Genomic DNA, 11,474 nt, shown 5'->3' on the forward strand with positions numbered 1-11,474 from the left:
GTAGTTGATTGATTGTTGGTAGTGATTGGACTTCTTAGCTATATGTAGGACTTACTCAAAAAAAACCGTAACGCCGCCTTCTAGGCGGTAAAGATACCGCCTAGAAGGCGGCGTTACGTAATCCTGCGTAAGTCCTGTATATGGTTGGTAGAGCTAGTAATTAGGAAGTATGATATAATTGTAATTATCACCTTTTAAAGTAAGTTTCAGTTATGTACAATGCTTTAAATGTTGTACCAGAGATTTATCGTTTATACAAGCAATATGAGGTAAATTCTCTTCCACAGCCTGATGATTTTAATATAGATCTATACGATCGAGAAACGCAAGAGTTACTTAATGAGGTTTACGAAGTATATGGACAATATACAGCGCCAACACTAAAGCGTTTTACTCATCAAGAACTACCTTGGAAAGAAACTGCTCTTAATGAAGAGATATCTCTTGATTTGATGAAGGCATATTTTGAGACTCAATTGGTTAAGTAGTCATGGCAAAGATGAAGGGTAAAGAAGCTAGAAAGGGAAAGCGAATTGCTTCACCTCCGGCTTTGCCAAGTACCACAAATTACGATTTGGAACCCCCGGTTTTCTGTTTTCGATATCTTGATAAAACACATGGCTTAGATAGTTGTGATAAAGATGAGAAAGCAGCAATTGCTGCAAGTTTGGCTCTCCCGTACCTGTGGTGATAAGCACGGCTTATCCAAGTAAGCAAGCTAATAACTTTTCTCGTAAAGAATCAAAAGTCTTAAAGCCATAGCTTTGTCTAATAATCAATTTATAAAGTTGCCTATTAAAGTTAAGCTGAGGTCAATCCTTAGTATAACAGCGATCGCCTACGTTGATAATAATCGGCTTAACTTACCCTAGTAAACTTTATATTCTTCATTTTCTAAACCCGATCGCAAACCTTTCTATCCCAGCCAAATCGGCATAAATTCCGATATCGCGGTAACTACCCGCACTATCCAACATCTCAACCACAGCCTCAGCCTGTCCCTCCATCATCTCCACCAACCAGACACCACCCGATCGCAAATAATCCGGCGCAGTGGCTACCAAATACCGAATACAATCTAACCCATCACTACCCCCATCTAAGGCCAAATGAGGCTCATGTTTAGCAACTTCCGGCTGCAAATTAGGCACTAAACTACTAGGAATATAAGGCGGATTAGAAACCATACCGCTAATTTGACCACGTAAAGATAAACCCTCTACGATCGCGCTTTCTAAAGGTTCCCACCACGAACCTTGATAAAATTGAATGCGATCGCCTAAACCGAAATTATCCGCATTTTGCCGAGCAACAGCGATCGCATCTGAGCTACAATCTACAGCATGAATTAAAGTATTTGTCAAGCTTTCTGCTAAACCCAGCGCGATCGCACCGCTACCAGTTCCCAAATCTACCCAGTGGGATTTTGAATTTAAACTCTCTGTCTGCGATCGACGTTTAGCTGCTTCTACTGCTAAATCAATTATGAATTCTGTCTCTGGACGCGGAATCAATACCGCAGGCGTTACCTTTAGAGAAAAATGCCGCCAATAGGCAGTTCCAGTTAAGTATTGTACTGGTATCCGTTCGCTAAGGCGGCGCTGCCATAACTCCTTAAAGTCAGCAAAAGGTAACTTCAGAGTAACTTCAGGCGAATTTTTGAAGGATTCTAAGCGAAGACTTAAGCGATCGATCCCTGCTAACTCTTGCAACCACCACTCAACTTCAGTTAGAGAAATATTAGATGCGATCGCCTCAACTTTTGCCTGATTTAACCACTCCCAAAGTTCTAAACCTGATACAAACATAAAAATTTATTATCAATTGATAAAATCGCCGCCAAGATGGCGGCGTTACAGATATTTTTTCGTAAGTCCTGACCAATTAACAGTTAACAATTAACAGTTAACTATTAACAGTTAACTATTAACGAGGAGGTTGACTTGGGACTGGAGCAGAAGGTCTTGGCCCTGGTTGTACTGGTTGCGGTTGATTTCCGCCTGATGGTTGCAGTGTTCGCACGTATTCCAGCGACTCTCTCGGTGGTACTAAAATAAGTTGGCTCAAAAATGGATCGTTGTCAGTCCGCATTGCTTCCAAAACAGCTTCTAAATTCACCACCTCGATCTTGAGCGAGGAAGCAATATTTGGTTGTTGTTGCTTAAAGCGCTCCAACATCCCCTGTAATTCCTCTTTATTGAAAAACAAAGGAATAACTTGCTCTTGACCCCGTTGAATTGTCAAATATCCATTTTCTGGGCCGCCTCTAGCTAAGAAAAGAGGGACACCGCTAAATTCATTTACCTGTTGGCCGCCTTGCCGCAATAGGGTTTTAGCAGACTCCACTTGGGTCGTGGTGGGAACATAGGCAAATTGTACTTCCTCTGCCTTACCCTTGTTAGCTTGGCTTAACTGGTAAATTTCCCCCAGAGATACCGGTACTACCTTCACCGATGCTGCTAATTGAGGATTTCTAGTTTTTAGACGATCGATAAAAGCTTGAGCATCCCGTTGACTGATAAAAACTCCAGCTACAGAGGTATTGCTACCGCTTTGACCCTCTTTGGGAACTGAAGCGATCAGAGGCGCACCTTGTGCGTCAGTAATCGTAAATACCGGCACCGGGCGCAATTTTGCCAAAACCTGCGGATCGGGCAGTGCCAGTGCCGACATATTGCGCGTCAGGGAAGGGGCAAGCAAAGTGCTTCCTAAAATCCCTAACACTGCGCCCAAACGAACTAATGATTTCATGCTTTATCCAGGAGCAATCCTGATAATAGATTTAAACAAAGACTCTCGCCTTTATATATCATAAGTAGTCGCAGACTCTTTTGGTTTGTTTCCGGTAATTTCCGGCTTAGACCTAAGAGGCTGAGACTGACTCATTATGTAGTTATACGCCTTTTGAATCGGGATGACAGGATTTGAACCTGCGACATCCTGCTCCCAAAGCAGGCGCGCTACCAAGCTGCGCTACATCCCGTTGTTGTCATTTTCTATTCTATGGCAATTAACTCATAGAATGATGAAATTGTCAAGCTTTTTTTCATTTTAGCTTAACGACACACCTTTAGAAACAAAACTTTCGATCGAGCTGTTCCCAAGCACCAACAGTTTTTTTGATGGCTTTGCCACTATATCATACTTTGGTAGTTGTGAGCAAGTTCAATTTTGGCTTAATTTCTCAAAAAAATGACATCTTGGCAGCTTTGAAGGCTAGTCTGGATACCAAAACATTCCTTTTATCCCCTCTGGATCGGACAGAAAGCCCAAGTTTCGGTAGAAATCTACCACATGAGGGTCAGCAAATAGGGTAATGTTGCTGATATCTTCGCTGCGGAGTTTTTTAATGATGTACTGCATCAGCGCCTTACCCAAGCCCGACCCCTGGAATTCTGGATGAACCACTACATCCCAGAGTGTGGCATTAAAAGCATGGTCTGATGTGGCTCTGGCAAAACCAATCAACCGCCGCTGTGCTCCCCGCATCTCCCACATGGAAACGACTAGGAAACTGTGTTGAATGGCTTTTTTGACTTTACGCAGGGGGCGGCGAGACCACCCGACTGCATTACAGAGTTCTTCGAGCTCGTAGAGGTCAATGTCGCGATCGGTACTAAACAAGATGCGACTATTGCCAGTAGTGGGTTTGCGAAAGGGTGGGGATAGCGAATCCCTTGCCCCAAAAGCAAAATCTTCCTCAAATTCCGCTGTCTGGGGCGTAGAGGTAGATTCAGAACCGCTAAATAAGTTTTTCCAAAAACCCATGCCGGCGTGGTTAAGGTAGTAGAAGTTGAATGACGTTACTAGCTAGTATATCTCCCGTACCTCCCCTCAATTATGGCTCCGGGTTTAAAACCATCTACTTTGGAACTGCTCAAGCGCTTTAATCGGGCGTTTCCCCAATTTTATGAGCAATTTGTCAGCAGTGAAATTCAACTGCAAAACCTGAAGCTAGCCTACCAGTTGTACAAAACCAGGCAAGCTGTGATTGAAGTTAGACCGGAGGGTAGTAAAAGTGCTCTGCACTTTGCTTACCGCAACCAGTCTTTTCTGCTAAGCGATATTTTCGGGGTGTTGGCGGCCTACGGGCTGACGATTCACAGCCTGAGTCTCTATGGACAAATTTACCCGCCGATGTTGGTGTTTATCAAGTTGGTAGTATCACGCGGGGGTAAGGTTCTGACGGATAAAACGGCAGAAAATGTCTGTAGGGCCGTTCGGGAGGCCCTGGCGGGGCATTTTGAAGTGGAAGAGATGCTGGCTGTGGAATTTAATCTTGATGCGGGTTTGGAGGATGTGGCGACTGAGTTCTATGTCGATCCTGTTTTCCATTTACCTGCTTTGCTGATTGAGGCGGATAACCAGCCTGGACTTTTCTATAAGGTAATGTATGCCATTTGGCAAGAGGATTTGTTGGTTGTGAATGCTAATTTGCTGGTTTGGCGGGGACGTACTCGTTTGATTTTGTATTTGTTGGGGCCAAATGAGAGTTTGATTCCTGAATATTTGGGGCAGAAAATTGCTGAGGGGGTGAGGCAGAGGTTGCTGGGTGAGCGCTTTTAAGTTTAGCAACCGCCTTGGCGGTTAGGGCGTGCTAAAATCAATAAAAACTTAACTAATGGTTGATGGAAGTTATGAAGAGAGGGAAAATAGTCTGGCTTTTCCGTTTTTGCCGATCGCAGAAATTCCGGGTTTGATAGAACAAAGTAAAGCGATCGGACAAAGGGCAGCGGTGCGTTTGTTTAGGGAAAGGGTTAGGGAATTTTTGGCGGAGTGAGGCAGTCTTACGGCAAGTAAGGCTATGCTGAAAGAGCCTAGTTTTGATTTATACCACTTGCTAAAATTCCTAAGATTTTATTCACATCTCGGAGATAATATTCGCTTAAATCAATTTTAATTATTTGCTCTTCTAGCTTGAGAAATCGCCAGTTAGTCCCGGTTGTTACTGCCCCATAAATTATTTTAAGTTCATTGCCAGATCGCTCATTAAATATTCTAGCGGCCACCATTTCTGCTATACACTGTCCTAAGCCTGCGTTGAGATTTTCTTTCTTGGCCTCAACGATGGTAATGACCGGGGCGGTAACTATTAAGAGTTCTGGGGATTTAGTAATTAAAAAATCGCAAATTCCTGTTAATCCTTGAGAATAGTCAACGGTAAAATCTACTCCTGAAAATAAGTTTACTTGCTCGTTAAGTTGCCTTCTGAGGTCAACTAAAATTGGAGAGATAATTAGTTCTGAACGAGCTTTTTCACTATTACTGCCGACGGCGATTGGCAAATTATACTGTAAAATATCTACTAATAATTCACTGCTGGCTAATTCAGGGATATCAGCAAAAATATCAGGTTTTTCAAAGGTTATGAGGTTAAAGTCTTTTTTAACTCTTTCTAAATTAAATTCACTGTAAGACATCTTATAGCTAGGGACTAGGGGCTAGGGGCTAGGGACTAGGGGAAGAAGGGAATAAAATCAAGGGTTTTAGGAACTCAGAATGTCCTAACCACCTTGGTGGTTGCTATAATTACTGTTGTTACAAATTAAAAATTAAAAATTAGAACTTAATCTAATTTTTAATTTTTAATTTCTATTTACTTTTACTGTTCGATGCGTTGGCCATCGCGGAAAACTCCCGGAAAACGCCTGCCATTTGTATCGATGATTGTCCCTTTGCCATGAGGTAATCCTTTCCTCAACTCTCCTTCATAGCGGATACCGTTAGCGAAGGTACAGGTTCCTCTAGCATCGAGTTTTTCATTATAAAACTGCCCTTGGCAGCGCGTGCCGTCAGCACGGGTGAATGTCCCGTTACCTAAAGGTTTACCGCCTACAAATTCTCCCTGAAAGCGATCGCCATTCGTAAATATAAATTGCCCCCGGCCACTGGGCGTGCCAATTTTTCGATCTATGGCAAAGGGGCCGACGTAGCGATCGCCATTGGTGAAAATCGCTGTACCAACTCTGATTTTCCCTTCTTGGAATACTCCCTCGACACGAGCATCATTAGAGAAAATGAAAACTCCTCTACCATTTGGCTGACCCAAGCGAAACTGCCCTTCATAGCGATCGCCACCTGAATATACATAGACTCCTGTGCCATTGGGTAAACCGTTGAGGAAATTTCCGATATAGCTGTCGCCATTATCGTAGTCACATTTCACCCTGCCTGTAGGGATGCTGGGTATGCAGCGGCCTGAGTTAGCTCCTGTTTGCGCCATTGATGGCAACGGCTGTATAAAATAGCTAGTAGCTCCGATAACTGATGCAATTAATAACCCGATTCCTAGTTTTTGAGATTGGAAAATCATTGGTAGAGTGTCTCCTATCCACTTGTAGCTATAATTGTCTTCTATCCTTTGTCTGCTGTCTTGTATCATTAAAATTCTTCCTTTTTACCCCATAAAATTTTCCAACTCTCGATCATTCCACTAGCTTGCCTTGGCGGAAAACTCCCGGAAATCGCCTTCCCTTAGTATCGATGATTGTGCCAAAGCCATGAGGTACACCTCCGCGCAATTCACCTTCATAACGGGCACCGCTGGGAAAAGTGCAACTAGCTTTAGCATCAAGGGCCTGATTTAAGAACTGTCCCGTGCAGCGCGTGCCATCTGTCCGCGTCAATACTCCTGCACCAAAAGGGGAACCCGCAAAGAATTGTCCTACGTAGCGATCGCCGTTAGCATAAATAAATTCTCCTTGCCCACCAGGTTGACTGCTAATAACGTTAGTTTCTACATTCCTAACTACCTGAAAATTTCCTATGTAGCGATCGCCATTAGGAAATATCACCGTCCCCTGTTTCATCGTGCCATTTTGAAACACTCCGTCATAGCGAGCGTCGTCTTTAAATATAAATAATCCTCGACCATCAGGTACGCCATTGCGGAACATTCCGTCATAGCGATCGCCATTTGCATAAACATAGATTCCTCTACCCTGCGGCTGCCCATTGACAAAATCGCCCTCATAGTTATCGCCCCCCTCATAATTGCATTTCACTTTCCCAGTAGGGGGACTACCTTCGCAGTAGGGCGGACGTTTTCCCTCTCCTTTTGGCTCTTGGGCTAATGATGAAAGCGAGTCGATCGGATTACCAATCCATCCTATACAAGCAACAACAAATATTATACTTCGACCCAAATTTTGAATTGAACCAAGCATGGGAATATCTCCTCCGATTGCAATTCTTAACAGCATTGAAAATTGTGAGATTTAGTTGTTATATTCTAGCCTTTACCGCCGCGTTGCACGATTGTTATTGTCAGGTTTTCTAACAATTGAATTGGTCGAGTTCCCAGGGGAATTAACTGGTTTCTCTCCTACTACTCTGGCAATCTCAACCCCGCTTTGTTCCAAAAATACGATCGGATCTTGTCCTGGCTTAATCTCAACCCGCTTGACTAAAACCTGCCCATTAGCAAGCCGCTGCCCTACTTTGACATATCGGCTGGTTGCCTCAGTCGGGACTTTTACAATCACTTGTATTTCATTGCCCACTTTTACCACACCACTAACTTCTATACCACTAGCAATACCTGTATCAGGCGGTGGAGGAACTACAGGGCCCGGTCGCTGGCGAGGAGGATTGGGGTCTACCCATTGTGGGGGGCGTTTGTCTACTGGCAATTCGGGCAAGTCGGGTACGCCTAACGGTCTGGCTGCGACTGGTAGGGGAGGAAGGGGGGCACCTGTTCCTAAACCTGTTGCTAAACCGGGACGGCGAACACCTAAAGGTGGAGGATTAAGCCCTGGTAGTTGTGGGACTGTTGAAGTTCCTGCACCGTTCCCACCTGGTAGCAAAGGAATTCCTGCTGGACTGCGGCCAGATAATTGAGGAGGAGTTTGTATTGGAACCTGCGGTAGTGAGGCAATTTCGCGGCCGAGGGCTTTCTCTTGAGGTGTGTCTGAAGTAAGTGGCTTGCTTTCGCTTAGCACTGGTAGAACAGGAGAGCGGGCTATGGTAGGGCCTTGATAGTCTTGATCGCGCCTGGCTGCATCAACTATTAGCTTACCTTGTCGCCAAACGGCTTGAAGCATATTTAAACGCTGAGCGCAAGATAGTTCTCCTCGTCGTTCTGTCCGGGGTCGATATATCTGAATTGCCTGTTCAATGTCTCCAACAACTGAACAGCGGATAGCATCTATAGGCGATTGAGTACCGTATAAGTTCCAGAGTTTTTGAGCGTACTCGTACTCACCTAACGCTTTTTCTAATCTTCTGAAAAGTGGTCGATTTGTTAAAAGTAACTGTCGCCTAGTTGAATTTCGCCCATCATCATTTTCTTTTTCTCCATAAATAATAACCCTCAATATATTGAGATCTTTGGTATAGTCTGAATATTTTGTGGAGTCATCTAACAGAGAATCAAAGGTACTGAATTCGTTGACTACGCTTTGTGCTAGCGGGCTTAGCCTGATTGGGCCGGCATTCGCACCAGTCAGCTTAGCACCTCCAATTTGAGGGGGGCGCGTTGAGACTGGCAATGCAGGTAGTAGGGGAACTTGTCGGTCTGGCAGTTTGGGGAGGACATTGCCGCCTGATGAGGCCACATTAGTTCCTGGAATATTTTGAACCGTCTGAGGTGGAAGTACGGAAAAGGGGTCTACTTGGTTTGGGTTGACCTTTGTTGAAATCGGAGGACTGGGAAGCCTTGACCCATTCTGTTTGCTAATGCCAGATTGAGCTTGTCTGGCTCGTTCGTCTGGATTTGTTGACTGAATCAAGCCTGTAGCGGCTGTGGCCCCAGTTGATTTGGGTGTTACCAGGGGCGATGCAAAAGCTGGGCTAGGGGTAGCGGTTGGCGAACCCGTTGCTGTAGCAACCGGAGAGGGCGAAGCACCGCTAGCAGCGGGGCTGGGGGTCGGGCTGGCTTGGTTGCTGCCTGAGTCAGAGCCGCATCCGCCCATCCAAAAAGCTAGTAACCCTATAGGAACAAGAAATAAAAGTTTACGCATGGTCAGTCACCCAAATGCCTGTTCTTAAGATAGCTAAATTTAAACGCATTGGCATCTTATTGATAGCCTATAAAGTAAGATTACGCTCAAATTATCCTTCTAGTTAAGTTAGTCGCGAAATTAGTCTACAAGAAAGTTGCGATACCCATGCTTCTAGCCTTCGCTTTGCCTAAAAATAGGCGTTGTCAGCATTTTCGCAATTTTAAACGATTACGCAAGACTACAAAGTTGTTCAAGTTGACGTGAGTGGTATGATATCTGAGGAATGACGATCGCGAAAGGGTAACTCGGCATGGGACAAGCGTCTGTATCTCCTGTTGCGCTAATAATTTTAGACGGTTGGGGCTATCGCGAAGACACTGACGGAAATGCGATCGCCGCTGCTAAGACTCCGGTGATGGATAGCCTGTGGGCAGCTTATCCGAGAACTCTGATCCGCACGTCGGGTAGGGCTGTGGGGTTGCCGGAAGGTCAAATGGGCAATTCTGAGGTGGGCCATTTGAATATTGGTGCGGGGCGGGTGGTTCCTCAAGAGTTGGTGCGGATTTCGGATGCGGTGGAAGATCGGAGTTTGCTTAGCAATCCGGCTTTGGTGAAGGTTTGCTCGGATGTGCGCGATCGCAACTCTAAGTTACACCTGATTGGTCTTTGTTCGGAGGGTGGGGTTCACTCCCATCTGGATCATATTTTCGGGTTGGTGGATTTGGCAAAGGCCCAAGGTATTTCCGATCTCTGCATTCATGCGATCGCAGATGGTCGCGATACTAACCCGAAAGAGGGGATTGAAGCTCTAGGAAAGATTGAAAGTTATATCAATAAAGTTGGTTTAGGGCGGATTGTGACTGTCAGCGGTCGCTACTACGGGATGGATCGCGATAAGCGCTGGGATCGAGTTAAACTCGCTTATGATGTGATGGTAGCGGTTGGGCCTGGTGATGGGCGATCGGCTGTGGAGTTATTGAAGACTTCTTATGCTGAAGGGGTAACGGATGAGTTTGTGATTCCGACTCGGATCGCGCCAGGAGCGATAGAATCTGGAGATGGGATAATTTTCTTCAATTTCCGCCCAGACAGGGCTAGAGAACTCACGCAGGCTTTGGTAGATCCAAATTTTAAAGGGTTTGAACGGCAGCAAATTCAGCCGCTAACTTTTGCAACGTTTACGCAGTATGACCCAAAGTTGCCGGTGTTGGTTGCCTTTGAACCGCAGAATTTGAATAATATTTTAGGCGGTGTCATCGCGGATCATGGTTTGAAGCAGTTTCGGGCGGCGGAAACTGAAAAGTATGCCCATGTGACTTATTTTTTTAATGGGGGTTTAGAAGATCCTTTTGAAGGCGAGGATCGGGAGTTGGTACAAAGTCCGATGGTACCAACTTATGATCTCGAACCGGAAATGTCAGCGCAAGAGGTGACAGATGTGGCGATCGCGGCGATCGAAAAGCACATTTATTCGCTTATGGTGATTAACTATGCTAATCCCGATATGGTGGGTCATACGGGAATGCTGGAAGCAACTGTGACTGCGATCGAAACTGTAGATAAATATTTAGGTCGTCTGTTAGAAAGTATCAATAAAGCTGGTGGTACGGCAATTATTATTGCCGATCACGGTAATGCTGAGTTGATGTGGGATGAAAATGGCAATCCCTGGACGGCTCACACAACTAACCCAGTACCGTTTATCCTAGTAGAAGGGGAAAGCTTAAAAATCCCTGGACACGCAACTAATGTTCCTCTAAGAGCCGACGGCTGTTTAGCTGACATTGCGCCAACAATTCTGGAGATTTTGAAGTTACCTCAACCTCCAGAAATGACGGGTAAATCGATGGTTGAAACCGCTGATTTTGAAGTTCGAGCCAATCGCACTCCAGTACGGGTACGATTGTAAAAATCTTAACAGTTAACAGTTAACAGTTAACAGTTAACAGTCATCAATTACCAATTACCAATTACCATGACTATTGTTCAAGTTTTACAAATTATCTGGTCTTTATCTGCTGCCGGAATTATTGTCTTTGTGCTGTTGCATAGTCCTAAAGGCGATGGTATTGGAGGGATTGGGGGACAAGCTCAATTGTTTACCAGTACCAAGAGTGCCGAAACAGCTATTAACCGAATTACTTGGGGTTTATCTATTTTTTTTCTGGGTTTAACACTGATTTTAAGTGCTGGTTGGTTACAGCCAAAGTAAGATATTCCGATTTGGTAGGTATCCCCTTTATTCTTTGGGGTTTATCGTTCGGCGATTGAAATCGCAACTACACAAACGAAGTCCGCCTACGCGGACTAAGAGATATATACAGAGTATTTAAGCCTGGTTTAGTGCGATCTCAAATCCTGGTTTATTACCATTTTTTTCTGATAGTCCGCGTAGGCGGACTTGGTTTGTATAGCCGCGATTTCTAATCGCCCTCTACTTAGGGCTTGCTAGTTTGTTTATGTTAACTTATTTAAAATTTACAGAACTTACGCACGCTTTATGTAACGCCGCCATCCTGGCGGTTTCTTTAC

13 protein-coding genes and 1 tRNA gene are annotated in these 11,474 nt (G+C 44.8%); 6 read left to right on the top strand and 8 right to left on the bottom strand.

Annotated features, from left to right (window positions below; translation table 11 throughout):
* Window positions 1-212 precede the first annotated feature (212 nt).
* Window positions 213-488: a type II toxin-antitoxin system antitoxin SocA domain-containing protein gene (locus PY364_RS06525; RefSeq protein WP_275521417.1), complete on the top strand. Its 276-nt coding sequence runs from the start codon at window positions 213-215 to the stop codon at window positions 486-488.
* Window positions 489-490: 2 nt separating this feature from the next.
* Complete coding sequence (locus PY364_RS06530) at window positions 491-691, top strand: hypothetical protein (RefSeq protein WP_275521418.1); 201 nt, start codon at window positions 491-493, stop codon at window positions 689-691.
* A gap of 196 nt (window positions 692-887) precedes the next feature.
* Here PY364_RS06530 and prmC read toward each other — a convergent pair whose 3' ends face one another.
* From prmC to PY364_RS06550, 4 genes are all read right to left on the bottom strand, one after another.
* Entirely contained in the window at window positions 888-1,808 is a 921-nt protein-coding gene (gene prmC / locus PY364_RS06535; RefSeq protein ID WP_275521419.1) for a peptide chain release factor N(5)-glutamine methyltransferase, read from the bottom strand.
* Window positions 1,809-1,926: 118 nt separating this feature from the next.
* The gene (locus tag PY364_RS06540; protein ID WP_275521420.1) at window positions 1,927-2,751 is read right to left on the bottom strand and encodes a Tic22 family protein; all 825 of its coding nucleotides are present in this window, start codon (window positions 2,749-2,751) and stop codon (window positions 1,927-1,929) included.
* Between the two features lie 158 nt (window positions 2,752-2,909).
* Window positions 2,910-2,983 (bottom strand) — tRNA-Pro (locus PY364_RS06545).
* 233 nt (window positions 2,984-3,216) lie between these two features.
* Entirely contained in the window at window positions 3,217-3,768 is a 552-nt protein-coding gene (locus PY364_RS06550; RefSeq protein ID WP_275521421.1) for a GNAT family N-acetyltransferase, read from the bottom strand.
* Window positions 3,769-3,840: 72 nt separating this feature from the next.
* Here PY364_RS06550 and PY364_RS06555 point away from each other — a divergent pair, with 72 nt between their 5' ends.
* Entirely contained in the window at window positions 3,841-4,566 is a 726-nt protein-coding gene (locus tag PY364_RS06555; protein WP_275521422.1) for a hypothetical protein, read from the top strand.
* Window positions 4,567-4,621: 55 nt separating this feature from the next.
* On the top strand, window positions 4,622-4,780 hold the full coding sequence (locus PY364_RS06560; RefSeq protein WP_275521423.1) for a hypothetical protein: 159 nt from the start codon (window positions 4,622-4,624) through the stop codon (window positions 4,778-4,780).
* A 37-nt stretch (window positions 4,781-4,817) separates the two neighbouring features.
* Here the strand turns inward: PY364_RS06560 and PY364_RS06565 are convergent, their stop codons facing one another.
* From PY364_RS06565 to PY364_RS06580, 4 genes are all read right to left on the bottom strand, one after another.
* Window positions 4,818-5,420, bottom strand: a complete 603-nt coding sequence (locus tag PY364_RS06565; RefSeq protein WP_275521424.1) for a hypothetical protein — start codon at window positions 5,418-5,420, stop codon at window positions 4,818-4,820.
* A gap of 182 nt (window positions 5,421-5,602) precedes the next feature.
* The gene (locus PY364_RS06570) at window positions 5,603-6,313 is read right to left on the bottom strand and encodes an MORN motif-containing protein (RefSeq protein ID WP_275521428.1); all 711 of its coding nucleotides are present in this window, start codon (window positions 6,311-6,313) and stop codon (window positions 5,603-5,605) included.
* A gap of 112 nt (window positions 6,314-6,425) precedes the next feature.
* Window positions 6,426-7,166: an MORN motif-containing protein gene (locus PY364_RS06575; RefSeq protein WP_275521429.1), complete on the bottom strand. Its 741-nt coding sequence runs from the start codon at window positions 7,164-7,166 to the stop codon at window positions 6,426-6,428.
* A 72-nt stretch (window positions 7,167-7,238) separates the two neighbouring features.
* On the bottom strand, window positions 7,239-8,960 hold the full coding sequence (locus PY364_RS06580) for a hypothetical protein (RefSeq protein WP_275521425.1): 1,722 nt from the start codon (window positions 8,958-8,960) through the stop codon (window positions 7,239-7,241).
* Between the two features lie 292 nt (window positions 8,961-9,252).
* Between PY364_RS06580 and gpmI the strand changes: the two genes are divergently transcribed.
* Both gpmI and secG read left to right on the top strand, forming a co-directional pair.
* Entirely contained in the window at window positions 9,253-10,851 is a 1,599-nt protein-coding gene (gene gpmI / locus PY364_RS06585; RefSeq protein WP_275521426.1) for a 2,3-bisphosphoglycerate-independent phosphoglycerate mutase, read from the top strand.
* Between the two features lie 66 nt (window positions 10,852-10,917).
* Window positions 10,918-11,154 carry a preprotein translocase subunit SecG gene (gene secG / locus PY364_RS06590; protein ID WP_275521427.1) on the top strand — a complete coding sequence of 79 codons (237 nt, stop codon included), beginning with the start codon at window positions 10,918-10,920 and terminating at the stop codon, window positions 11,152-11,154.
* Window positions 11,155-11,474: the final 320 nt, after the last annotated feature.

The organism is Kamptonema sp. UHCC 0994 (assembly GCF_029167235.1).
In the GTDB taxonomy this organism is placed as follows: domain Bacteria; phylum Cyanobacteriota; class Cyanobacteriia; order Cyanobacteriales; family Microcoleaceae; genus Kamptonema.

Excerpts from the sequence above, each read along its gene's own strand:
- PY364_RS06540 (WP_275521420.1), bottom strand. The coding sequence starts at position 2,751 with ATGAAATCATTAGTTCGTTTGGGCGCAGTGTTAGGGATTTTAGGAAGC.
- PY364_RS06550 (WP_275521421.1), bottom strand. The coding sequence starts at position 3,768 with ATGGGTTTTTGGAAAAACTTATTTAGCGGTTCTGAATCTACCTCTACG.
- prmC (WP_275521419.1), bottom strand. The coding sequence starts at position 1,808 with ATGTTTGTATCAGGTTTAGAACTTTGGGAGTGGTTAAATCAGGCAAAA.
- PY364_RS06570 (WP_275521428.1), bottom strand. The coding sequence starts at position 6,313 with ATGATTTTCCAATCTCAAAAACTAGGAATCGGGTTATTAATTGCATCA.
- PY364_RS06580 (WP_275521425.1), bottom strand. The coding sequence starts at position 8,960 with ATGCGTAAACTTTTATTTCTTGTTCCTATAGGGTTACTAGCTTTTTGG.
- gpmI (WP_275521426.1), top strand. The coding sequence starts at position 9,253 with ATGGGACAAGCGTCTGTATCTCCTGTTGCGCTAATAATTTTAGACGGT.
- PY364_RS06530 (WP_275521418.1), top strand. The coding sequence starts at position 491 with ATGGCAAAGATGAAGGGTAAAGAAGCTAGAAAGGGAAAGCGAATTGCT.
- PY364_RS06525 (WP_275521417.1), top strand. The coding sequence starts at position 213 with ATGTACAATGCTTTAAATGTTGTACCAGAGATTTATCGTTTATACAAG.
- secG (WP_275521427.1), top strand. The coding sequence starts at position 10,918 with ATGACTATTGTTCAAGTTTTACAAATTATCTGGTCTTTATCTGCTGCC.
- PY364_RS06555 (WP_275521422.1), top strand. The coding sequence starts at position 3,841 with ATGGCTCCGGGTTTAAAACCATCTACTTTGGAACTGCTCAAGCGCTTT.
- PY364_RS06565 (WP_275521424.1), bottom strand. The coding sequence starts at position 5,420 with ATGTCTTACAGTGAATTTAATTTAGAAAGAGTTAAAAAAGACTTTAAC.
- PY364_RS06575 (WP_275521429.1), bottom strand. The coding sequence starts at position 7,166 with ATGCTTGGTTCAATTCAAAATTTGGGTCGAAGTATAATATTTGTTGTT.
- PY364_RS06560 (WP_275521423.1), top strand. The coding sequence starts at position 4,622 with ATGGTTGATGGAAGTTATGAAGAGAGGGAAAATAGTCTGGCTTTTCCG.